This is a genomic window from Pseudomonas sp. ICBG1301, from assembly GCF_016918385.1.
Taxonomy (GTDB): Bacteria; Pseudomonadota; Gammaproteobacteria; order Pseudomonadales; family Pseudomonadaceae; genus Aquipseudomonas; species Aquipseudomonas palleroniana.
The window spans coordinates 45,885-68,790 of sequence record NZ_JAEKGB010000017.1 but is presented as its reverse complement, the minus strand read 5'-3'; the positions used below and the strand labels follow the sequence as shown (position 1 = coordinate 68,790).

Below are 22,906 nucleotides of genomic sequence, written 5' to 3'. Positions count from 1 at the left end.
GCCAGAACTGAAAGGCAATCAGCCCATTCAGTTCTGGCAGGTAAAAACGGGGTGCAAGGCACGATGAACGAAGAACTCACATTTTCTATCAAAAGCGTCTGCTTTGATGAGCATTACACGCCTTCAGACAACACCCGGATCACGACCAACTTCGCCAATCTGGCCAGGGGTGAGAGCCGTGAAGCGAATTTGCGCAACACCTTGAAGATGATTGACAACCGCTTCAATGCGCTGGCGCACTGGGATAACCCCACGGGTGATCGTTACAAGGTCGAGCTGGAGATCATCTCCGCCGCAATGAGTATCGACGCGCAAAGCCGAGACAATGCGGTCCCGTTGATTGAAGTGTTGAAAACTACGATTGTCGATCGACACACCGGTGAGCGCATCAACGGCATCGTGGGTAACAACTTCTCCTCCTACATACGCGACTATGATTTCAGTGTGCGGTTGTTGGAGCACAACAAAAACCAGTCCGGTTTCAGTACGCCAGAAGACTTTGGCGATTTGCACGGCAAGCTGTTCAAGGGCTTCGTCAATTCAACGACGTACAAGCAGCACTTTGACAAACCGCCGGTTATTTGCCTGAGCATTTCCAGCGCCAGAACCTACCATCGAACCGAGAATCAGCACCCAGTGCTGGGCTTTGAGTACGTGCAGGATGAGTACTCATTGACGGATGAGTATTTCAAGAAGATGGGCTTGAAGGTTCGCTATTTCATGCCACCGAACAGCGCTGCGCCGCTGGCGTTTTATTTCTCAGGCGATCTGCTGGGCGATTACACCAACCTTGAGTTGATTGGCACCATCAGCACGATGGATACCTTCCAGAAGATCTATCGGCCGGAGATCTATAACGCTAACTCGGCGGCCGGAAAATCCTATCAGCCAAGCCTGAAGAACCAGGACTACTCCTTGACTCGGATCGTGTACGACCGAGAAGAACGCAGTCGGCTGGCGATCGAGCAAGGAAAGTTTGCCCAAGAACAATTTATCAAGCCCTATCAAGCCGTACTTGAGCAGTGGTCTGTCAGTTGCGCTCTTTGATTAATTGAAAGCCAAGGTCATTTTTCATGAAAAAACTGTTACCCACTTCTACCGCCGGCAGCTTGCCCAAGCCTGCCTGGCTTGCTCAACCCGAGACGCTCTGGTCACCGTGGAAATTGCAAGGTGATGAACTGGTTGAGGGCAAGCACGACGCCCTGCGCCTGTCGCTGCATGAACAACAGTTGGCCGGAATCGATATCGTCAGCGATGGTGAGCAGACGCGTCAGCATTTCGTGACGACCTTCATCGAGCACCTCGACGGCGTTGATTTCGAAAACCGCGAGACGGTCAGGATTCGTGATCGTTACGATGCGAGCGTGCCGACAGTCGTGGGCGCCGTCGCTCGGAAAAAGCCGGTCTTTGTTGAAGACGCCAAGTTCTTGCGCCAGCAGACCGGGCAGCCTATCAAGTGGGCCCTGCCGGGCCCGATGACGATGATCGATACCCTCTACGATGCTCATTACAAGAGCCGTGAAAAGCTGGCCTGGGAATTCGCCAAAATTCTCAACCAGGAGGCCAAGGAGCTGGAAGCTGCCGGGGTCGACATCATTCAATTCGACGAGCCGGCATTCAACGTGTTTTTCGATGAAGTCAACGACTGGGGTGTCGCCACGCTGGAAAGGGCGATTGAAGGGCTTAAATGCGAAACCGCCGTGCATATCTGCTACGGCTATGGCATCAAAGCCAACACCGACTGGAAGAAGACACTGGGCTCGGAGTGGCGACAGTACGAGGAAGCCTTTCCCAAGCTGCAAAAATCCAGCATCGATATCGTTTCGCTGGAGTGTCACAACTCCCATGTCCCCATGGAGCTGATCGAACTCATTCGAGGCAAGAAAGTCATGGTCGGCGCCATTGACGTGGCCAACCATGCCATTGAAACGCCCGAGGAAGTGGCCAATACCCTGCGCAAAGCACTTCAATTCGTCGATGCCGACAAGCTCTACCCCTGCACCAACTGTGGTATGGCGCCCCTGCCGCGTCGCGTCGCCAGGGGCAAATTGAACGCGTTGAGTGCTGGCGCAGAGATCGTTCGCAGAGAGCTTCTGAACGCACGCTGAGCACGGTCATCTCGTCACACGTCGATGGCGAACCGATTGGTTTCACCTGCCAGTCGTTTTATAGCGTGTCGATGAGCCCGCCACTGGTGTCGCGCGGCATTAACATTCATCTGCAAACCCGTCTATATTTCGACGACGAACCTGAGGCCAATGCACTGGACCCGGTACTGAACCTGATTGAGCAGCCCCATCGTCGCGCCCCCTTGATGGCCAAGCGCTGTACCGTGGATGGCCAGTTGGCTTACTGCTTCGATATTCACGTCCAAGGCGCAGCAGAAACCGTGTTTTTCGATTTCTGACGCCCAAGCAACACCTTGGTGCCTGAAACGTTCAACCGAGCACAGGCATACAAGACCTCGGTCCGGTTTCACACGATAGTGCGCTGAGCCACTTGCCCCCATCCGAGGAGTTTTGCATGAGTACATTCGTAGCCAAAGACGGTACACAGATCTATTTCAAAGACTGGGGCAGCGGTAAGCCCGTGTTGTTCAGCCACGGCTGGCCGCTGGATGCCGACATGTGGGAATACCAGATGGAATACCTGAGCAGCCGCGGCTTTCGCACCATCGCGTTTGACCGCCGGGGTTTCGGCCGCTCGGATCAACCGTGGACCGGTAACGATTACGACACCTTCGCCGATGATATTGCCCAGTTGATCAACCATCTGGACCTCAAGGAGGTGACCCTGGTGGGCTTCTCCATGGGCGGAGGCGATGTATCCCGCTACATCGCACGCCATGGCACTGCCCGCGTAGCCGGCCTGGTGCTGCTGGGCGCCGTGACACCGCTGTTCGGCCAGAAACCGGATTACCCGCAGGGTGTGCCGACCGATGTGTTCGATGGCATCAAAGTCGGTCTGCTCAAGGATCGTGCGCAGTTCATCGCCGACTTCAATGCGCCGTTCTTCGGCCTCAACAAGGGCCAGAAAGTCTCGGACGGCGTCCTCACCCAGACCTTGCAGATCGCCCTGCAAGCTTCGCTCAAGTCCACCGTGGATTGCGTCACCGCCTTCTCGCAAACCGACTTCCGCCCGGACATGGCCAAGATCGACGTACCGACTCTGGTGATCCATGGCGACGGTGACCAGATCGTACCGTTCGAGACCACTGGCAAGGTCGCCGCCCAGATGATCAAAGGGGCCGAGCTCAAGGTGTACAAGGACGCACCCCACGGGTTCGCCGTTACGCATGCCCAGGCATTGAATGAAGATCTGCTGGCGTTCCTGAACCGCTGAAACACCGTCTCCTCATTTGGTCGGGCTCGCCCAGATGCCACGGACGATGAATAACTTGTGGGAGGGGGCTTGCTCCCGATGAGGGTGTGTCAGTCAGCAGTTTATCGACTGACTCACCGCTATCGGGAGCAAGCCCCCTCCCACAGTGACAGCGTTAAGCCTTGACTGACTGGCATTAGGGTTACGCACGCCCAGGCATTCAATGAACATCTGCTGCCAGCCAGTTAAATGGTGGGATGTAGAACACATCATCTGTAGTGAGCGGGCTTGTCCCGCGCTGGGTGGCGCAGCCGCCCCAAACCCGGGCGCCTCGGTCCTTCTGAAATACCGTGGCGTCTTTGTTGGGGCGGCTGCGCCACCCAGCGCGGGACAAGCCCGCTCACTACAGAGTCTGGTCGCGACAGGTTCTCTTGACTGACTGGCATTAGGGCTTGCCCGGCCCTTTTTTATTCAGGCGCTCTTATTCAGGCCCGACGCCAAAAGGCCCGGCCCACTGATCAACACGCTGGTGAAGATGATCAGCAGCAACCAGCCGAACTGCCCCTCGAACAGCGTCCACTCAGGATGCACCACCAACATCGCAATCAGCAGCACAGCCAGGATCGGCAAGCACGCCAGGCGGGTCAGCACCCCGGCGATGATCAGCAATGGGCACAGCACCTCGGCGAAAATCGCCAACAGCAAGGTGAGGTTGGCGCCCAAGTGAAAAGGGTCCTCGATCACTTTCAGCTGCGCGCTGTAGTCCAGCAACTTCGGCAAACCATGGACCCACAGCAAGAACAACGCCCCGCTGACGCGCAAAAACAGCAGCCCGATATCCTGATGTCTTGATTCGTTCATACGCACCTCGTGTCTAGGGAAACCAGGACGATTGTCTTGCAGCCACCGCCCATTGGCTTGCAGCCATGTGCTCACATGAAAGGGTTCCGATTGAATCAACGGCCGCGTAAGGTAGTCCCACTTTATAGGTCCACGACTACAGGAATCGCACGATGTCCCTGCCTCAAGACATGACGTTGATTGAAATCACCAGCCCTGGCGCCCCCGAGGTGCTCAAGCCACGTTCGGCACCGGTGCCCGCCCCGGCCGCCGGCGAAATCCTGATCCGTGTGCATGCCGCCGGGGTCAACCGCCCCGACGCCCTGCAACGTGCCGGCAAGTACCCGATGAAACCTGGCATGAGCCCGATTCCTGGGCTTGAAGTGGCGGGTGAAGTGGTGGCGCTGGGCGACGGCGTGACGACCTACGCCGTGGGCGACAAGGTGTGCGCGCTGACCAATGGCGGCGGCTACGCGCAATATTGCAGCGTGCCTGCCAGCCAGGCGTTGCCGGTTCCCGACGGCATGGATTGGATTCATGCCGCCGCCATCCCGGAAACCTTCTTCACGGTGTGGGCCAACCTGTTCGGCCTGGGCGGTGCGCACAAGGGCCAGCGCGCCTTGATCCACGGCGGCACCAGCGGCATCGGCACCACCGCGTTGATGCTGTGTCGCGAATTCGGCATCCAGCCTTTTGCCACCGCCGGCAGCGCCGACAAATGCGCCGCCATCACCCAGCTGGGAGCCGAGGCGATCAATTATCGCGAACAGGATTTCGCTCAGGTCATCGCCGAAAAAACCGGCGGCCAAGGGGTGAATGTGGTGCTCGACATCATGGGCGCCTCTTACCTCAACAACAACCTCAAGGCCCTGGCGATGGACGGACGCCTGGTGATGCTGGGCTTCCTCGGCGGCGGCAAGGCCCATGACGTCGACCTGCTGACCATCCTGGCCAAGCGCGCCAACATCACCGGCTCGCTGCTGCGCCCGCGCACCCGCGAAGAGAAAGCCGCGATTGCCGAGCAGTTGCGCGAACACGTCTGGCCGGCGCTGTCAGCGGGACGTTGCGTGCCGATGATCGACCAGGTATTCAACTACACCGAGGCCGCCCAAGCCCATGCGCGGATGGAAGGTGGCGACCATATTGGCAAGATTGTGTTGCGGGTCGCCTGATTATTCGGCGTAGGCCGGGTAATCGGTGTACCCCGCCTGCGTCCCGCCATACAAGCCTTCAGCGCGCAGCGGATTCAGCGGCCAGCCGTTGAAGATCCGTTGCGGCAGGTCCGGGTTGGCAATGAACGGACGTCCGAATGCGATCAGGTCCGCCAGGCCCGCTTCGACCAGCCTTGCACCGCGTTCAGCGGTGTAGCGGCCGGCGTAAATGATGCGGCCGCTGAAGGTGCTGCGCACCGCTTCACGGAAGGTGTCGGGCAGGTCCGGCGCGTTGTCCCAGTCCGCCTCGGCGATCGACACATAGGCAACCCCCGACGCCTGCAGCACCTTGATCGCTTCGATATAGGTGTGATGCGGATCGTCTTCCACCAGGCCGATGTACACCCGCTCCTGCTGCGTGCCGCTGAACAGCGGCGAGAAACGCACACCGAGGCGCTGCGGCCCGACCACGGCACTCACGGCCTCGACGATTTCCCGCAGGAAACGCAAGCGATTGTGCAGCGAGCCACCGTACTCGTCGTCACGCTGGTTGGCATGGGCGGAGATGAACTGATTGACCAGGTAACCATTGGCGGCGTGGATCTCCACCCCATCGAAGCCTGCATCCAGGGCATTGCGGGCGGCCTGGGCGTAATGCCCCACCAGTTCTTCGATTTCCAACACGCTCAACGCGCGCGGTACGGGCGGTTGCACCAGCTCACCCGTGCCCGGCCCGGTGGCAATAAAGGCTTTCGCTTGTTGGGCAGCAATGGCAGACGGCGCAACCGGAGCGGCGCCATCCGGTTGCAGCGCGTTATGCGAGACACGGCCGACGTGCCACAACTGCGCAAAGATCACCGCGCCTTCGGCATGGACCGCGTCGGTGACGGTGCGCCAGCCGTCGATCTGCGCCGGGGTGTAGATACCCGGCGTCCACGCATAGCCCTGGCCTCGGGGCTCGATCTGCGTGCCCTCGCTGATCATGAAACCGGCGCTGGCGCGCTGGCGGTAATACTCGGCCATCAGCGCGGTGGCGATGTCGCCGGGTTGTGCGCTGCGTTGGCGCGTCAAGGGTGGCAGCACGATGCGGTTGTTCAAGGTGTGGTTGCCCAACTTGATCGGGGCATTTAAAACACTGTGGATCATCAGCAAGATTCCAGATTCAGCACGAACGAAAGCCTTGGCGACCCTTGCGGGTCGCCAATTCAATAGAGAGGTTGAGTGAGTTAAGCGGTGAGTTTCAGCAGGGCCTTGGCCGCATCACTGGAGCTGGCCGGGTTCTGCCCGGTGACCAGCAAACCGTCCTGGAGCACAAAAGACTGCCAGTCGGCGCCTTTTTCATAGTGGCCGCCGAGGGCCTTGAAATCATCTTCAACCAGAAACGGCACCACGTCGGTCAGGCCCACGGCCGCCTCTTCCGAATTGGAGAAGCCGGTCACTCGGCGGCCCTTGACCAGCGGCTCGCCGTTCACCGCCTTGACGTGGCGCAGCGCGCCCGGTGCGTGGCAGACAAAACCGATCGGCTTGCCGGCGCGTTCGAATGACTCGATCAGTGCGATGGACGTCGGCGACTCAGCCAGATCCCACAGCGGGCCATGGCCGCCGGGGTAGAACACCGTGTCGAAGTCTGCGGCCTTGACCGTGTCCAGGCGTAGGGTGCTGGCCAGGGCTTGTTGCGCTGCCGGGTCCGCCGCAAAACGGCGCGTCTGCTCGGTTTGCGCATCCGGTTGATCGCTCACCGGGTCCAGCGGCGGCTGGCCACCGGCCGGGGATGCCAGTACCACCTCGGCACCGGCGTCTTTGAATACGTAATAGGGTGCAGCAAACTCTTCAAGCCAGAAGCCGGTTTTCTTGCCGGTATCGCCAAGCTGGTCGTGAGAGGTCAGTACCATTAATACTTTCATCGTTCAGTGCCTCGGGATGTCTGTGGGTTGAAGCTTATGAGCCGGGTGGTTGCCGCACAACGTCATATCCGCAAGGTTTTCGGACATGCCACAGTGGCAGTTGCCGTTTGCCCGCCATCCACCGACAATCCCTCGCCCCTGCCCCTGGAGAAACACGATGCATAGCGTCGCGCTGCTGGTTTACCCGAACTTCCAATCCCTGAGCCTCAGCCTGGCCTCGGTGTTCGAGTGTGCAAACCTGCTCCAGGGCGAGCCGGTCTACGCGTTTCATCTGGTGTCGGAGCATGGCGGTGCCGTGATGACGTCCCAGGGCTTTTCGGTCAATACCACGCCGATGCGGCCTGAGGGTTATGACACGTTGATCGTCAGCGGTTACCTGGAGTTCCAATTACCCGAGGCCAACTTGCCGGCCCTGGTCAAGAGCGCCTCCACGCAGTCGCGACGGATCGCTTCGCTGTGCATGGGCATCTTCGTGCTGGCCGAAGCCGGGCTGCTCGACGACAAGCGCGCCGCCACCCATTGGATTCACGCCCCGGCCTTCCGCAAGCGCTACCCCCACATCCACCTGGAAGAAGACAAGTTGTTTGTCGTCGATGGCCAGGTGTGGACCGGCGCCGGCATGAGTGCCGGTGTGGACCTGGCGCTGGCCATGGTCGAGAACGACCTGGGCAGCGACCTGGCCCGGCGTATCGCACGCAAACTTGTGATCGCCCAGCGCCGTGGCAGCGAGCAGTCGCAATTGTCGGCACTGCTGGAACTGGACCCCAAGTCCGACCGCGTGCAACTGGCCCTGGCCTATGCCCGCGAGAACCTGACCCATGACTTGTCCGTGGAAGCCCTGGCCGATGTGGCGCGGCTCAGCCCGCGCCAGTTCAGCCGGGTGTTTCGTGAAGAAACCGGGCAAACCCCGGCCAAGGCCATCGAGTCCCTGCGGGTGGAGGCGGCCCGGGCCTTGATGGAAACCAGCCGTCACCCGGTCGAAGTGGTGGCCCGCGAAACCGGCTTCGGGGATCGCGAGCGCATGCGCCAGGCGTTCCTGCGCGCGTTCGGGCAACCGCCGCAGGCGATGCAGCAGCTGCTGTTCGCGACACACGCGGGCAGCACCCGCGCCTGATCGCCGGGCATCTCGACGCTCAACCCTGCTGTCAGTGCAGCGCTGCCCGTGTGATCAGGTAACTCACCAACTGCGGTTCATCGTCCAGCTCGAGGGTTTGCACCGGGCGCGGCAGGTTATCCAGCACATTGCGCCAGAACGCCTGGGCCACTTCGTCCTGGTCATAGAAACGCAGCAGCCAATTGGCCTCGCCGCTGCACAGCACCTGGGTGGCGATGGCGCGGCCGATGCCTTTGCGGCGATAGCGCTTGAGGATGAACAGGTCGGCCAGTTCCAGGGCGTCGATGCCCGGCAACTCGCTGCCTTCGATCAGCAGGAAGCCGGCGATGTAGCCATCGACCAGTAGCAGGTTGGCGCTCCACTGCGGGTCTTGCCAGTAACGGGCCAGATGTTCGTCGTGGATGTAGAAACGGCCGTCCGCTTCGACATCTTCCTGCTCCCAGTCCGAGGACTCGTAGGCGTAGTACTGGTAGAGATTGCGGATCAGCTCGGCTTCGTCGGGGCCGGTCTGGATCAGTTCGACGGTGGTTTCAGGCATGGGGCTCTCAGTGAAAAAACACAGGGCGCCATTGTTCACAAAACCCGCAGGCAGGCCAATACATTGTCCAACCTTTCTGTTGGCTGAACCGATTGCGTATTTATCCTGCCCCGGCCAAAATCCTGAAACATTTAGAATAAACTTTGCCAATTACCCTAATGCCTGTCAGTTAAGCGATAGAGCAGACGATGGATAACCTGTGGGAGGGGGCTTGCTCCCGATGGCCTGCGTAGCAGGCCCATTTTTGAGGCCGCTGCGCGGCCTATCGGGAGCAAGTCGAATCGTCGCACCGCCCCTCCCACAATGACCGCGTTAAGCCTTAACTGACTGGCATTAGCCAATTACGCCGCCCTTTTTATTCAAGGACACCTATTTTGACGAACGTTTGTACAGCTGGCCTTGACGTAGGTTTTGCCTCCCTGGACTACCTGCAGATCTTCATCCTGGGCGTGATCCAGGGCATTACCGAACTCTTGCCGGTGTCGTCCACCGCCCACATGCGTGTGGTGCCTGCACTGCTCGGCTGGCAAGACCCCGGCTCGGCGTTTTCCGCTGCGATGCAGTTGGCGGCGCTGGCGGCGGTAGTCAGTTACTTCTGGCGCGACGTGCGCCAGGTCACCACCGGCAGCATCAGCGCGGTGCGCCGCGGTGACTACAACGACCGCTGGTTCAAGTTGGCCGTGGCGATTGTGCTGGCAACCATTCCGATCGGCATCGCCGGCCTGGCGCTGTCTTCCACGCTGAACGCCTGCAACTCGCCGTTGCGTGGCTTGATGGTGATCGGCATTTCCTGCGTGGTCATGGCCGTGTTGCTGGCGGTGGCCGAGGTGCGGGCTCGCCATACCCGGGAAGTGAGCGAAATGCGCCTGCGTGACGCCTTGATCGTGGGTATCGCGCAGATCGGCGCATTGATCCCAGGTGTATCGCGTTCGGGCTCGACCCTGACCGCCGCGCTGTTTCTCAACTTCAAGCGTGAAGAAGCCGCACGCTTTTCCTTCCTGCTGGGCCTGCCGGCCATTGCGCTGGCCGGTTTGAAGGAACTGTGGGTGCTGCTGCACGCCGAGATGCCGGCCCATGCCTGGTCGCACTTGCTCTTCGGGCTGGTGGTTGCCAGCGTGTCGGCGTTCTTTGCGATCTGGGGCCTGATGAAGTTCCTGGAGCGGTTCTCCACCTGGCCGTTCGTGATCTACCGCGCGCTGTTGGGGGTTTTCCTGATTGTGGCGGTCAGCACGGGGTTGTTGGGCTAAGACCGGGTTCGCGGTCGGCCAGCTCCTCGAGCAGGTCGGCCGACGGCACAAAAAACAGGCTCCCGGTGACGGCCGTGCTGAAGTCCAGCAAGCGGTCATAGTTGCCGACCGGACGGCCGACGAACATGTTTTCCAGCATCTGCTCCAGCGGCTGCGGCGAACGCGCATAGCCGATGAAGTAGGTGCCGAACTCCCCGGCGCCGGGGCGCCCGAAAGGCATGTTGTCGCGCAGGATTTTCACTTCTTCGCCGTTTTCGTCGGTGATCACTGTCAACGCGCTGTGGGAGTTGGTCGGCTTGGTCTCGTCATCCAGCTCAATGTCCGCCAACTTGGTGCGCCCGATCACCTTTTCCTGGGCTTCCACCGTCAGGCCGTTCCAGGCCGTCATGTTGTGCAGGTATTTCTGCACCAGCACGTAGCTGCCACCGCTGAAACCCGGGTCTTCGTCGCCGACGAGGGCGAACGCCTCGGCTTTGCGCCCCACCGGGTTCTCGGTGCCGTCGACAAACCCGATGATGCTGCGCATATCGAAGTAACGGAAACCCTGGACCTCATCCACGACTTTCACGCTGTCGCCCAAGGCCGCCATCAACTGGGTGGCCAGCTCGAAGCACAGGTCCATCTGATCGGCGCGGATGTGCAGGAGAATATCCCCTGGCGTGGCCACCGCCTTGCGCCCTTCTACACCGAACTCGCGAAACGGATGCAATGCCGCCGGGCGCGGCGCGCCGAACAGTCGGTCCCACGCCTGGGAGCCAAACCCGCACACACAGGTAAGGTTGCCCGACGGTACGCGCTTGCCCACCGAACGCACCAGGCCGGCGATATCGGCGCACCAGGCGCGCACGCTGTCGACGTTACCGGGTGCGAGGGTGGCGACCATGAAAATCGCGCTGCTGGTGATCGGGTGGCAAACAGACTGCGGCTCCAGGGGCGGCCGTACCGGGCAGGTTTTCATGATGAGGTTCCACAGGCTAAAGGAGGTTTGAATTCGCGCAGATTAGCAGTTCATATCCGACAGATCAGTCAAGATCACTCGCCGCATGCCGTTCAAGCACACCCTCATCGGCCGAAGTCCGATTCACCCGCCGCCCGCGCTGCACCGCCGGCCGTGCCTCGATCGCCTCGGCCCAGCGCAGCACATGCTTGTACTCATGCACCGACAAAAACTGCGCCGCGCCATATAGACGCCCTTTCACCAACCCGCCATACCAGGGCCAGATCGCAATATCGGCAATGGTGTACTCATCCCCGGCAATGTATTGGCTCACCGCCAAACGCTGGTCCAATACATCGAGCTGGCGCTTGGTCTCCATGGCAAACCGGTTAATGGGGTATTCCATCTTGCTCGGCGCATACGCATAAAAATGTCCAAAACCACCGCCCAGATAGGGTGCGCTGCCCATCTGCCAGAACAACCACGACAAACACTCGGCATGCGCGGCCGGCTCGGTCGGCAAGAACGCGCCAAACTTCTGCGCCAGGTACTGCAGGATCGCCCCCGACTCAAACACCCGAATCGGCGTATCGCCGCTGTGGTCCATCAAGGCCGGGATCTTGGAGTTCGGGTTGACCGCCACAAAGCCGCTGCCGAACTGATCGCCGTCGCCGATCTTGATCAGCCAGGCGTCGTATTCCGCGCCCTTGTGCCCCAGGGCCAACAGCTCTTCGAGCAGGATGGTGACCTTCTGCCCGTTCGGCGTGGCCAGGGAATACAACTGCAACGGGTGCTTGCCGACCGGCAGTGCCTTATCGTGAGTCGCGCCGGCAATCGGCCGGTTGATACTGGCGAAGGTGCCACCACTTTCGCTGTCCCAGGTCCATACTTCAGGCGGTACGTAATCGGTCATGCTGAGTGCTCCAGAGGCGCTTTCGATCAACGAAGCGCTCCAGACTAAACCAAAGGTTGATGGTTGGTCACGCAGTGGAAATGGCCCTTTACGGCGTGCTGTCGCCCATGGCGCGTCATTTCACCGCGTGGCTGCTGACCCATTTGCAGGGAGACCCGACATGAACGAGCGGCTTGAAGACATCCTCGCCGAGCACCTGAGCGTGGTGTTCTGCGGTATCAACCCCGGCAAGGGCTCCGCCGCCATCGGCCAGCACTTTGCCAATCGCAGCAACCGCTTCTGGCGCACGCTGCACCTGGCGGGTTTTACGCCCCATGAGATTCACCCCGAGGACGGCCCCACGTTGTTGCAATACCACTGCGGCCTGACCACGCTGGTGGAGCGGCCCACCGCCAGCGCGGGGGAACTGGCCCGGCATGAATTCCTGCAGGCGGCGACAGCGTTCGAACAGAAAATCCGCCGCTGTCGGCCGCGCTACCTGGCGTTTCTCGGCAAGGCCGGTTACGGCGCACTCTCCGGCCAGCGCACCCTCGCCTGGGGGTTGCAGCCACAACCCTTCGCCGAGGCCTCGGTGTGGGTACTGCCCAACCCCAGTGGGCGCAACCTGGCATTCAGCCTGGAACAATTGGTTCAGGCCTACCAGCCGCTGCGTGAAGCGATTGCGCGCGCCGAGCCGATGCCCTTACTCTCTTGAGCCCGATACCCGCAAGCAATGGAGGCTTCATGAAACTGATCGGCATGCTGGACTCGCCCTACGTACGCCGCGTGGCCATATCCCTGGACCTGTACGGGGTGGACTTCACCCATGAAGCACTCTCGGTGTTCAGCACTTACACCGAATTCGCCCAGATCAACCCGGTGGTCAAGGCGCCCACCCTGGTGCTGGACGATGGCACGGTACTCATGGATTCGAGCCTGATCCTGGACTATCTGGAAACCCTGGCCCCGGCTGACAAAAAGCTGCTGCCCCCCTCGCCCGCCGCACGTGCCCGCGATCTGCAACTGCTCGGGCTGGCGCTGGCCGCCTGTGAGAAAAGCGTGCAGATCGTGTATGAGCACAACCTGCGCCCCGCCGAGAAGCAACACGCCCCCTGGCTCGACCGGGTCAGCGGGCAATTGCTGGCCGCCTTTGGCTTGCTCGACAAACACTTGGGCCAGGCCGCCGGTAACGCGATCTCCCAGGCGTCGCTGACGGCGGCAGTGGCCTGGTCCTTCAGCCAATTCACCGTACCCTCGGTGGTGAAAGCCGACGCATTTGCCAACCTGCAACGCCACGCCGAGCAGTTGGAACAGCATCCAGCCTTCAAACGCTACCCGATCGAGTAAATTCACAGCGTCGTCGCACCACACGGTGCGGCGACCAGCTCGCCCTCCAGATAAACGCGATCCTTGCCATTACGCTTGGCGCTGTACAAATTCCTGTCGGCGCTCTTGAGCACCACCGACAGCTCCGCCCCCGCTGAAAACCGCGCCATGCCCGCACTGCAGGTGTAGTTATGCGGCGCGGCGACACTGCGCCGGATCGCTTGCAACAGGTCCAGGGCAAAGTCGCAGGCCAGCGCCGAGTCATCGCCCAGCCACAGCACGCCGAACTCCTCGCCGCCGATCCGGCCGAAACTGTGGCTGCCCTGGGCATTTCTCAGGCAGGTGGCCATGGCACACAGGATCTTGTCGCCGACATCGTGGCCGTAAAGGTCATTCTTGGATTTGAAACTGTCGATATCCAGCATCAGGAAGTAGCCGCTTTGCCCCTCGGCGATCAGGTTGTCGAAGCATTGCATGAACGCGCGGCGGTTGAGGATGGAGGTCAGGTAATCGGTCTCCGCCATCACGCGGAACTCACTTTCCACCAGCAGTACCGAACGCAAGGTCTTCAAATAAGAAAAGCTCAAGACAAAGCCGATCGACACCGACGACAGGCAAAACATCCACAGGTAGGTCTGCGTTTGAGCGTAGTTATCGGTCTGCATCAACGGCCACAGGATCAGCCACACCAATGCCGTGCAGACCAGATAGTCGCGAACACTGATAAACAGGATGGCGCTGCTGATGACCAGTGTGACCGCCAGCGGCAGCACAAAAATACGCAACGCGTCCTGAGCCTCGATGACATAGGCAAAACCGGCCGACAGCACCACCACGTAGACAATGCCCAGCGCCCGCCACAGGTGAAAGTTCTCGACCACATAATGAAGCCGGCACACCACCAGCAGGCAGATACTGATCAACAAGGTGATACCGTCGAACTCAATGCCCGGATGAATCAGCAACTGGCCCACCCAGGCCACAATCCCTATCCCTTCGGCCCAGGTGACCGCCGGCGAGAGCAACCGGCGCATTCTGGGTCTCAACTTCAAGTGAGCAGGCATCTTTTAGGCTCCCATCTCGACGGCATGCACGCTCACCGCAAATGAAAACGCCATGAACCGCCGGACCAGGCTGGCAAATCGCGGCAGCACTTCCAATCGGGTCTTGGAGTGGACTTTGAAGTAGCCCTTTTCGACCCCCTCCTGAACCACTCGGATGACGTGGGTTTTCGATACTGAAAGTTGTTTGGCCAGTGCCAGGTAGGAAGACGAACGAAAGCGTGCCCGTTGATTGTCCGGCGCAAACGCATCGTTGTAGATGGCGAGCATCAACATATGCCCGGCATCTCGCTTGACCAGCCAGTAACACTCGGGCAGCAACACATCGACGGTCAGGTCGGCGGCCAGGATGACGCCAAAGCCTTTGAAATAGGTGGCCAGGAACTGCTGGTCATCCAGCGCATGCATGCGCTGCAAGGTGGCGCGATCCGGGCACATCCGGGTCAATGAGTGGGTAATCGACGCCAGCATCAGACGCACTTCGCGACAGGCTTCCTCCGACGGTGAATACACTCGGAAACGGCTGTCTTCCGGGTGTGGCGCGACTTCCATGAAACCCAGGGCACGTAGTAACGAAAAGATCGACTCCAGGCTGTTTCGCGAGCAGTACCCGCGCGCCACACAAAAGGTTTTGACCTCGGACAGTAACGGCGTCGGCTTGCGGAAGTATTCACTCAACAACGCAAACGACACCATCAAACGGCTGTATTTGAGTGCGCTCTTATAGAAAAACGGCCGTCTTGAATAGGGGCCCAACTGCACCGTGTAGTGGGCCCGGATGGAACGTTCAAAATCCACATGGCGTTCGAGCTCCTGCGCCGTGTGACATATAGCCAACTTCAACGAACTGACGTGCATGAATGAGCCCTGACCAACCAACTGTCTTCCACTGATCTCGGCCACAGAAGTTTCCGTGACCCGGTCCCACAACAAATCACGTCGCAAAACTTCAGGTAATGGCGCTTTGCCTGATGGCGCAATGTACAGCGATTGGCCGACCACACATCATCAATACCAAAGTTGTTCCAAGGCGCTGAACGCCCACAATCCAGAGAACTCTTGTGACACTTCTCCAACACTTACGCCTTGTACTTATTGAATAACTCCTCGCTCGCATTGATCAGCGAACCTTTGCCTGGCTGCGCACGTCCGAATCAATGCACTGACTACCCACAGCCTCGCGAGGTCTCCACTTGAAAGCCGCCCTCCTCAAGAAATACCGTCTGATCGTCAAAACCCTGGGTTACGTGGGCTGGTCATTGTTCTGGCTGCTGTTGTGGGATATCGCCGTCACGGTGGATTTCATGCTGTTTCTCAATGCCAAGATCAACCTGCCGCTGATGCCCCTGACACTGCTGGGTTCGGCCCTGGTGGTATTGATCAGCTTTCGTAACAGCAGCGCCTATAACCGTTGGTGGGAAGCGCGCACGCTGTGGGGGGCGATGGTCAACAACTCGCGCAGCTACGCCCGCCAGGTGTTGACCTTGCTCGATGATGTCCAGGGCGAGGTGAACCCGATCAAATCGACTTTGTTGCGTCGCCACGTCGCCTATGTGAACTGCCTGGCGGCGCACCTCAGGGGTCGCCCTTGCCCTGATGAGGTGCGTGCGTTTATTCCCGCAGACGAGTTCGCACGCAACGGCGCCACCAATAACTTTGCCAATGACCTGCTCACCGGTTCGGCGACCTTGCTGGCCCGGGAATACCAGGCCGGGCGCCTGGACAGCATTCGCCTGGCGCGGCTGGAGTCGACGCTGGTGGATTTATCCAACAGCCAGGGCGGCATGGAGCGGATTGCAAATACGCCGCTGCCCTACCCTTACGTGTATTTCCCCCGGTTGTTCATTTCGCTGTTTTGCCTGATCGTGCCGGTGGGCCTGGTGGAGTCCCTGGGCTGGTTCACCCCGCTGGCCTCAACGGTGGTGGGCTTCATGCTGCTGGCGATCGAACGCATCGGCACCGACCTGCAAAGCCCGTTTCGCTCCAGCGAACACCAGATACAGATGGAAAACATCTGCGAGACCATCGAGAAGAACCTGCAATCCATGCAGCGTGATGCCCTGGCTTGACGCCGGGCATCATCGCCGAGCCGGTAACAGACTATTACCGAGCATAATGTACTAACTGGTTACTTATATTGCTAAAATCGCGCCTCTGCCTCTCACCTTCGAGCATTTATCGATATGAAACGAGCATCGCGCGCCACCGGCGCCTCTAGATTTCTCCTGCTGGGCCTGGGCGTCATCATCGCCCTGCTCGGCGTGGCGCTGGCCGTGGGCGGCGCCAAACTGGTGAGCCTTGGCGGCTCCTGGTACTTCCTGATCGGCGGCCTGGCGATGGCGGTGTCGGGGCTGTTGATTGCCCAGCGCAAACCGGCGGGCGCCTGGTTGTTCGCGACGTTCCTGGTAGGGACCGCCGTGTGGGCGATCGCGGATGTGGGCCTGGTGTTCTGGCCGATGTTCTCGCGACTGTTCATGTTTGCGGTGATCGGCGTGGTCGTGGCGCTGGTGTACCCGCTGCTGGTCAACCGGCCGGCACGGGGCGCCTATGCGATTGCCGCCGTGCTGGCGGTGGGCGTGGCGGTTGCGGCAGGCAATATGTTTGTCGCCCACCCAAGCGTCGCGTCGACCGGTCAAGGCCCTGGCATCACGCCGGTCGCTGCGGCCGACGCGCAAAAAGACTGGGCTCACTACGGCAATACCGAAGGCGGCAGCCGCTTTGCCGCACTGGACCAGATCAACCGCGACACCGTCAATAAGCTCAAGGTGGCCTGGACCTACCACACCGGCGACGTGGCGATCAGCGACGGCAACGGTGCCGAAGACCAACTGACACCGTTGCAGATCGGCAATAAGGTGTTTATCTGCACCCCCCACAACAACCTGATTGCGCTGGATGCCGACACCGGCAAAGAGCTGTGGAAGAACGAGATCAACGCCAAGTCGGCGGTGTGGCAGCGCTGCCGTGGCATGGCGTATTTCGACGCCACCGCGCCGATTGCCCAACCGACGCAGCCCAACAGCTCGCCGATCCTCGCCGCCAGCCTACCGGCCGGTGCGCAATGCCAGCGTCGCCTGCTGACCAACACCATTGATGCGCGCCTGATCGCGGTGGATGCCGACACCGGTAAATTCTGCGAAGACTTCGGCACCCATGGTCAGGTGGACTTGAAAGCCGGCCTGGGCGACGTACCGGACAGCTACTACCAATTGTCCTCGGCGCCCTTGATGGCCGGCACCACCGTGGTGGTCGGCGGGCGCGTGGCGGATAACGTGCAGACCGACATGCCCGGCGGCGTGATCCGGGGCTTCGACGTAATCAGCGGCAAAATGCGCTGGGCCTTCGACCCGGGCAACCCCGAAGACAAGCAAGCTCCTGCAGCCGGCAGCACGTATGTGCGCAGCACGCCGAACAGCTGGGCACCGATGTCCTATGACCCATTGATGAACACTGTGTTCTTGCCGATGGGCAGTTCCTCCACCGATATCTATGGCGTGGAACGCACCCAGCTCAACCACAAGTACGGCGCCTCGGTGTTGGCACTGGATGCCTCCACCGGCAGCGAAAAATGGGTCTACCAGACCGTCCACAACGACCTGTGGGACTTCGACCTGCCGATGCAGCCGAGCCTGATCGACTTCACCCCGCCGGGTAGCGACAAAGCCGTGCCCGCCGTGGTGATCGGCACCAAGGCCGGGCAGATCTATGTGCTCGACCGCGCCACCGGCAAGCCGCTGACCGACGTCAAGGAAGTGCCCGTCAAGGCGGCGAACATCCCCAACGAGCCTTACTCGCTGACCCAACCTAAATCGCTGGGTATGCCGCAGATCGGCGCGCAAACCCTGACCGAGGCGGACATGTGGGGTGCCACGCCGTACGACCAGTTGCTGTGCCGCATCGACTTCAAAGGCATGCGCTACGACGGCCTGTACACCGCGCCGGGCACCGATAAATCGCTGAGCTTCCCAGGTTCCTTGGGCGGCATGAACTGGGGCAGTATTTCCACCGACCCGGTGCACGGCTTTATCTTCGTCAACGACATGCGCCTGGGCCTGTGGATCCAGATGATCCCGTCGCAGAACAAGGCCCAGGCCTCGTCCGGCGGTGAAGCACTCAACACCGGCATGGGCGCGGTACCGCTCAAGGGCACGCCGTATGCGGTGAACAAAAACCGCTTCCTGTCGGTGGCCGGTATTCCGTGCCAGGCACCGCCGTTCGGCACCCTGACCGCGATCGACATGAAGACCCAGAAAGTCGCCTGGCAAGTGCCGGTCGGCACCGTGGAAGACACCGGCCCGCTGGGTATCCGCATGCACCTGCCGATCAAGATCGGTTTGCCGACCCTTGGCGGTACGCTGTCGACCCAGGGCGGCCTGATCTTTATCGCCGGCACCCAGGACTTCTACCTGCGCGCTTTCAACAGCGGCAATGGTGAAGAAATCTGGAAAGCCCGCCTGCCCGTCGGCAGCCAGGGCGGCCCGATGACCTACGTCTCGCCGAAAACCGGCAAGCAGTACGTAGTCATCACCGCAGGTGGCGCACGCCAGTCCACCGACCGTGGCGACTACGTGATCGCCTACGCCCTGCCATAAAAACCCTGTGTTTGCGCGGTGCTTCGGCACCGCGCCGTCTATTTGGAAGAACCTGCATGCTCCCCGTTTCTCCTACGTCCATTGGGCGCCTGTTGCTGGGCCTGGCCTTTGGCGCCGCGCTGCCCGCACAAGCCGACGACACCACCTTGACCGGCGACTGGGGCGGCCTGCGCCGTGAACTCGACGAACAAGGCATCCGCTTCACCGGCGACTACAGCGGCGAGACCGCCTACAACGCCGACGGCGGCCAACACCGTGCGGCGCGTTACTCGCAGAACATCAAGCTCGGCGTGCAGTTCGACCTGGGCAAGCTCTACGGCTTCAACCATGGCGACCGCATCCAGGTCACGATCAATGACCGGCGCGGCAACAGCGCCTCCGAGGATCTGGTGGGTAACCGCCTGCCGATCCAGGAAAACTACGGCGGCCTCTACACCCGCCTCACCGAACTGAGCTACGAGCGCACGCTGTTCACCCCAGCGCTTAATGTCAAGCTGGGCTACATGGCCATGGGCAATGACCTCGGCGGCCTGGACAGCGGCATCCTGTGCAACTTCATGAACGCCGGTTTCTGCGGGCATCCGCTGAACATGTCCGGCGGCAGCGGCTGGACCAACTACCCGAATGCGCGCCTGGGTGCCCGCGTGAAATACGATTTTTCACCGTCCTGGCAACTGCGCGTCGCAGCCTTCAACGTCGACCCCGAGAGCAACGGTAACTCCAGCCGCGCCTGGCGCCTGGACCCGAAACACACCACCGGCACCGTGGTACCGATCGAACTGGTGTACAAACACGCAGGCGCGCTGCCCGGTGAGTACAAGTTGGGTTATTACTACGACAGCTCCAACGTCAAACGCATCGGCAGCAATAAAGAGGTCAACGGGCGTGGCGGCCATTACCTGCTGATCGACCAGGCGGTGTGGGCCTCCGAGGCCTCCGCCGGGCGCACGCTGCATGCTTTCGGTCAGTACTCGGCAGCCAGTGAAGCAGCGTCGCCGTTCAGCAAGTGGTACGGCGCTGGGTTGGTGCTGTACAAGCCCTTCGAAGGTCGGCCACGCGATACCGTCGCCCTGGGTTACGGCCGTGCGGTGCCGAACCCTCGCAGCCGTGACGTACAGGAACTGGCGGCCTTCAAGGCGGGGACCGAGTATCCCGACCTGAACAATGCCGAGCAGTTGATCGAACTCAGCTATGGCTACCAGGCCACGCCCTGGCTGACCCTGCGCCCGGATGTGCAATACATCATCGAGCCGGGTGCGTTTTCGGGTGAAAACATCGATAACGCGCTGGTCGTAGGGTTGCAGGTCAAAGCCGTGTTCTAGGCCGCGCCCTGCTGGTATTCGCGTGGCGTGCAGCCGAACTCCCGGCGAAACACCGTGTGCAGGTACTGCGCCGATTTGAAGCCGCAGCGCGCGGCAACCTCGGCAATCGCCACGCGGTGGTTCTCCAGGCCCTTGGCGGCGGCCGCCAGTTTGAAGCGCAGGATCTCGTCGTGCACGCTGCAGCCACGTTCCTTGCGAAAGTGCGACTCCAGGGATGAGCGTGATACGCCCACATAGGCCGCCACCTGGGCGGTCTTGATACCCTGGCATGCGTATTGGCGGATAAACAGCAACGCCTGCATCACGTAGGGGTTGCCCAAGGGTTGGTGCAGGCTGGAGGCTTGCACGTTGATCGCCTCCGGCGGCACCAGGATCTGCGTACCGGCGCAAGGTTTGCCGTGCAGCATCTGGTGCAACAGGGCGGCGGCGGTACGGCCCATGGTCTCGGTGCCCTGGATCACCGAACTCAGCGGCACCCGCGTGAGGGTGCGGGTCAACGGGTCGTTGTCGATGCCGATCAACGCCACTTCTTCCGGCACGGCGATCCCGGCCGTCAGGCAGGCTTGCAGCAGTTGCCGGGCACGGGCGTCGGTGACGGCGATGATGCCGATGGGTTTGGGCAGGCTTTCCAGCCAGGCAATCTGCTGCTCCACCGCGCTGTCCCACAGCGGTGCGCTGGTGCCCAGGCCGCGATAGATCTCCACCGGCACACCATCACGCGTCAACAGGCTGCGAAAGGCCTTTTCGCGCTCCTGCGCCCAGCGGTTGGCCTGGGCCGGCGGCAAGCTGAAACAGGCAAACCGGGTCAACCCCGCCTCGATCAAATGTTCATACGCCAACTTCATCAGGCCATGATTGTCGGTGGCCACATAGGGAATGCCCTTGGGGTAGGCACGCACATCCTCGTAGGAGCCGCCCACCGCCACCACCGGCAAGCGGCTCCCGGCCAGCGCTTCGCCGATCAGCGGGTCGTCGAAATCCGCAATGATGCCGTCGCCCTGCCAATGCTCGATGCCTTTGAGGCGGCACAGAAAGTCTTCCTCCAGAAACAGATCCCACGACGCACGGGTACTGCTCAGGTAGTTGCCGATGCCGGCGATGATGCCGCGATCGTAGATTTTGCTGCCGTTGAACAACAGGGCGATACGGTGAACGGGCGGTAGGGTTTTCATTGTTTTTGTCCTGAGGCCAGTCGCCACAGACTAAACCCCGCCACTCAAAATCGCACCCTCCCTTGGTGATTTTCATAATCGGCGGGCCCAACGCCGTTGCTAGTATCCAGACACCGCCAAGAACAATAAGGAAAACGCCATGCAGTATTTCCCTGGTGTCGAGAAGGTCCGCTTCGAAGGCCCCGACAGCGACGCGCCTCTCGCCTTCCGCCACTATGACGCCAACAAACTGATCCTCGGCAAACCCATGCGCGAGCACTTGCGCATGGCCGTTTGTTATTGGCACACCTTTGTCTGGCCGGGCTCGGACGTGTTCGGCCAGGGCACCTTCAAGCGGCCCTGGCAGCGCAACGGCGAGCCGATGGAGCTGGCGATCTGCAAGGCGCAGGCCGCCTTTGAGTTCTTCTCCAAACTGGGTATCGATTACTACAGCTTTCACGACACGGACGTCGCCCCCGAAGGCAGCTCGCTCAAGGAATATCGCCATAACTTTGCGCAGATGGTCGATCACCTGGAGCGTCATCAGGAACAGTCCGGCATCCAGCTGTTATGGGGCACCGCCAACTGCTTCAGCAACCCGCGTTTTGCCGCCGGCGCCGCCAGCAACCCGGACCCGGAGGTGTTTGCCTATGCGGCCGCCCAGGTGTGCAGTGCAATGAACGCCACCTTGCGGCTCAAGGGCTCCAACTACGTGCTGTGGGGCGGTCGCGAGGGCTATGAAACCCTGCTCAATACCGACCTCAAGCGCGAACGCGAGCAGCTCGGCCGGTTTATACGCATGGTGGTGGAGCACAAGTACAAGATCGGCTTCAAGGGCGACCTGCTGATCGAGCCCAAGCCCCAGGAGCCGACCAAGCACCAGTACGATTACGACAGCGCCACGGTGTTCGGCTTCCTGCATGAGTACGGCCTGGAACAGGAAATCAAGGTGAACATCGAGGCCAACCACGCGACCCTGGCCGGGCACAGTTTTCAGCATGAGATTGCCACCGCCGTGTCCCTTGGCATTTTCGGCAGCATCGATGCCAACCGTGGCGACCCGCAGAACGGCTGGGACACCGACCAGTTCCCCAACAGCGTCGAGGAAATGACCCTCGCCACTTATGAAATCCTCAAGGCCGGTGGTTTCAAGAATGGCGGCTACAATTTCGACTCCAAGGTCCGTCGCCAAAGCCTGGACGAAGTCGATCTGTTCCACGGGCACGTGGCCGCCATGGATGTCTTGGCCCTGGCGTTGGAACGCGCAGCCGCCATGGTGCAGAACGACCGCTTGCAACAATTCAAGGACCAGCGTTATGCCGGTTGGCGACAGCCGCTGGGCCAGGCCGTACTGGCCGGCGAGTACAGCCTGGAGTCCCTGGCCGAGCATGCGTTTGCCCATGAGCTGAACCCGCAGGCCGTGAGCGGGCGACAGGAGATGCTCGAAGGTGTCGTGAACCGCTTTATCTACAGCTGATTGTAGTGAGCGGGCTCGCCCCGCGCTGGGTGG

General features: G+C 60.8%; 21 protein-coding genes and 1 pseudogene. 13 read left to right on the top strand and 9 right to left on the bottom strand.

Annotation, left to right across the window (positions count from 1 at the left end):
* The first annotated feature begins 63 nt into the window (after positions 1–63).
* The 4 genes and pseudogenes from JBE38_RS26970 (at position 64) to JBE38_RS26950 (ending at position 3,342) form a co-directional block, all read left to right on the top strand.
* Positions 64–1,047 (top strand): DUF1852 domain-containing protein, encoded by a 984-nt coding sequence (locus tag JBE38_RS26970; protein ID WP_205345540.1) that lies wholly within the window; start codon positions 64–66, stop codon positions 1,045–1,047.
* Between the two features lie 26 nt (positions 1,048–1,073).
* Complete coding sequence (locus JBE38_RS26965) at positions 1,074–2,108, top strand: methionine synthase (protein WP_060755395.1); 1,035 nt, start codon at positions 1,074–1,076, stop codon at positions 2,106–2,108.
* A gap of 83 nt (positions 2,109–2,191) precedes the next feature.
* Positions 2,192–2,407: pseudogene (locus JBE38_RS26955) on the top strand (protocatechuate 3,4-dioxygenase subunit alpha); the annotation flags it as partial.
* A gap of 116 nt (positions 2,408–2,523) precedes the next feature.
* The gene (locus JBE38_RS26950) at positions 2,524–3,342 is read left to right on the top strand and encodes an alpha/beta fold hydrolase (RefSeq protein WP_126870598.1); all 819 of its coding nucleotides are present in this window, start codon (positions 2,524–2,526) and stop codon (positions 3,340–3,342) included.
* A gap of 450 nt (positions 3,343–3,792) precedes the next feature.
* On the opposite strand, the gene JBE38_RS26945 is transcribed toward JBE38_RS26950, so the two are convergent.
* Complete coding sequence (locus JBE38_RS26945; RefSeq protein ID WP_205345539.1) at positions 3,793–4,182, bottom strand: DoxX family protein; 390 nt, start codon at positions 4,180–4,182, stop codon at positions 3,793–3,795.
* Positions 4,183–4,334: 152 nt separating this feature from the next.
* Here JBE38_RS26945 and JBE38_RS26940 point away from each other — a divergent pair, with 152 nt between their 5' ends.
* Positions 4,335–5,333, top strand: a complete 999-nt coding sequence (locus JBE38_RS26940; RefSeq protein WP_205345538.1) for an NAD(P)H-quinone oxidoreductase — start codon at positions 4,335–4,337, stop codon at positions 5,331–5,333.
* Here JBE38_RS26940 and JBE38_RS26935 read toward each other — a convergent pair whose 3' ends face one another.
* Together JBE38_RS26935 and JBE38_RS26930 are read right to left on the bottom strand one after the other, a co-directional pair.
* The gene (locus tag JBE38_RS26935; RefSeq protein ID WP_205345537.1) at positions 5,334–6,458 is read right to left on the bottom strand and encodes an alkene reductase; all 1,125 of its coding nucleotides are present in this window, start codon (positions 6,456–6,458) and stop codon (positions 5,334–5,336) included.
* A gap of 80 nt (positions 6,459–6,538) precedes the next feature.
* On the bottom strand, positions 6,539–7,216 hold the full coding sequence (locus JBE38_RS26930; RefSeq protein ID WP_090371834.1) for a type 1 glutamine amidotransferase domain-containing protein: 678 nt from the start codon (positions 7,214–7,216) through the stop codon (positions 6,539–6,541).
* 157 nt (positions 7,217–7,373) lie between these two features.
* On the opposite strand from JBE38_RS26930, the gene JBE38_RS26925 reads away from it, so the two are divergent.
* A complete protein-coding gene (locus JBE38_RS26925; RefSeq protein WP_205345536.1) occupies positions 7,374–8,330 on the top strand; it encodes a GlxA family transcriptional regulator in 957 nt (318 codons plus the stop codon).
* A 31-nt stretch (positions 8,331–8,361) separates the two neighbouring features.
* Here the strand turns inward: JBE38_RS26925 and JBE38_RS26920 are convergent, their stop codons facing one another.
* Positions 8,362–8,868 carry a GNAT family N-acetyltransferase gene (locus JBE38_RS26920; protein ID WP_060755402.1) on the bottom strand — a complete coding sequence of 169 codons (507 nt, stop codon included), beginning with the start codon at positions 8,866–8,868 and terminating at the stop codon, positions 8,362–8,364.
* A gap of 374 nt (positions 8,869–9,242) precedes the next feature.
* Between JBE38_RS26920 and JBE38_RS26915 the strand changes: the two genes are divergently transcribed.
* The gene (locus JBE38_RS26915; RefSeq protein WP_090371838.1) at positions 9,243–10,115 is read left to right on the top strand and encodes an undecaprenyl-diphosphate phosphatase; all 873 of its coding nucleotides are present in this window, start codon (positions 9,243–9,245) and stop codon (positions 10,113–10,115) included.
* Here the strand turns inward: JBE38_RS26915 and JBE38_RS26910 are convergent.
* Together JBE38_RS26910 and yghU are read right to left on the bottom strand one after the other, a co-directional pair.
* Complete coding sequence (locus tag JBE38_RS26910) at positions 10,093–11,073, bottom strand: Dyp-type peroxidase (RefSeq protein WP_060755404.1); 981 nt, start codon at positions 11,071–11,073, stop codon at positions 10,093–10,095. The two genes, JBE38_RS26915 and JBE38_RS26910, sit on opposite strands and share 23 nt — an antisense overlap.
* A gap of 64 nt (positions 11,074–11,137) precedes the next feature.
* Positions 11,138–11,965 carry a glutathione-dependent disulfide-bond oxidoreductase gene (gene yghU / locus JBE38_RS26905; protein ID WP_205345535.1) on the bottom strand — a complete coding sequence of 276 codons (828 nt, stop codon included), beginning with the start codon at positions 11,963–11,965 and terminating at the stop codon, positions 11,138–11,140.
* A 160-nt stretch (positions 11,966–12,125) separates the two neighbouring features.
* Here yghU and mug point away from each other — a divergent pair, with 160 nt between their 5' ends.
* Both mug and JBE38_RS26895 read left to right on the top strand, forming a co-directional pair.
* Positions 12,126–12,659 (top strand): G/U mismatch-specific DNA glycosylase, encoded by a 534-nt coding sequence (mug, locus tag JBE38_RS26900; RefSeq protein ID WP_205345534.1) that lies wholly within the window; start codon positions 12,126–12,128, stop codon positions 12,657–12,659.
* A 29-nt stretch (positions 12,660–12,688) separates the two neighbouring features.
* Complete coding sequence (locus JBE38_RS26895) at positions 12,689–13,291, top strand: glutathione S-transferase family protein (RefSeq protein ID WP_090371855.1); 603 nt, start codon at positions 12,689–12,691, stop codon at positions 13,289–13,291.
* Positions 13,292–13,293: 2 nt separating this feature from the next.
* Here JBE38_RS26895 and JBE38_RS26890 read toward each other — a convergent pair whose 3' ends face one another.
* Positions 13,294–14,334 carry a GGDEF domain-containing protein gene (locus JBE38_RS26890; RefSeq protein ID WP_090371857.1) on the bottom strand — a complete coding sequence of 347 codons (1,041 nt, stop codon included), beginning with the start codon at positions 14,332–14,334 and terminating at the stop codon, positions 13,294–13,296.
* A 3-nt stretch (positions 14,335–14,337) separates the two neighbouring features.
* Positions 14,338–15,189: a hypothetical protein gene (locus JBE38_RS26885; RefSeq protein ID WP_174554040.1), complete on the bottom strand. Its 852-nt coding sequence runs from the start codon at positions 15,187–15,189 to the stop codon at positions 14,338–14,340.
* Positions 15,190–15,524: 335 nt separating this feature from the next.
* On the opposite strand from JBE38_RS26885, the gene JBE38_RS26880 reads away from it, so the two are divergent.
* The 3 genes from JBE38_RS26880 (at position 15,525) to JBE38_RS26870 (ending at position 20,245) form a co-directional block, all read left to right on the top strand.
* The gene (locus JBE38_RS26880) at positions 15,525–16,400 is read left to right on the top strand and encodes a bestrophin family protein (RefSeq protein ID WP_205345533.1); all 876 of its coding nucleotides are present in this window, start codon (positions 15,525–15,527) and stop codon (positions 16,398–16,400) included.
* A gap of 114 nt (positions 16,401–16,514) precedes the next feature.
* Positions 16,515–18,923 (top strand): glucose/quinate/shikimate family membrane-bound PQQ-dependent dehydrogenase, encoded by a 2,409-nt coding sequence (locus JBE38_RS26875; protein ID WP_205345532.1) that lies wholly within the window; start codon positions 16,515–16,517, stop codon positions 18,921–18,923.
* A 56-nt stretch (positions 18,924–18,979) separates the two neighbouring features.
* Positions 18,980–20,245, top strand: coding sequence for a carbohydrate porin (locus JBE38_RS26870; RefSeq protein ID WP_205345531.1), 1,266 nt, complete (start codon positions 18,980–18,982; stop codon positions 20,243–20,245).
* Here the strand turns inward: JBE38_RS26870 and JBE38_RS26865 are convergent.
* Positions 20,242–21,417, bottom strand: a complete 1,176-nt coding sequence (locus tag JBE38_RS26865) for a XylR family transcriptional regulator (RefSeq protein ID WP_060755418.1) — start codon at positions 21,415–21,417, stop codon at positions 20,242–20,244. The two genes, JBE38_RS26870 and JBE38_RS26865, sit on opposite strands and share 4 nt — an antisense overlap.
* 139 nt (positions 21,418–21,556) lie before the next feature.
* Between JBE38_RS26865 and xylA the strand changes: the two genes are divergently transcribed.
* A complete protein-coding gene (xylA, locus tag JBE38_RS26860; RefSeq protein ID WP_205345530.1) occupies positions 21,557–22,873 on the top strand; it encodes a xylose isomerase in 1,317 nt (438 codons plus the stop codon).
* Positions 22,874–22,906 lie beyond the last annotated feature (33 nt).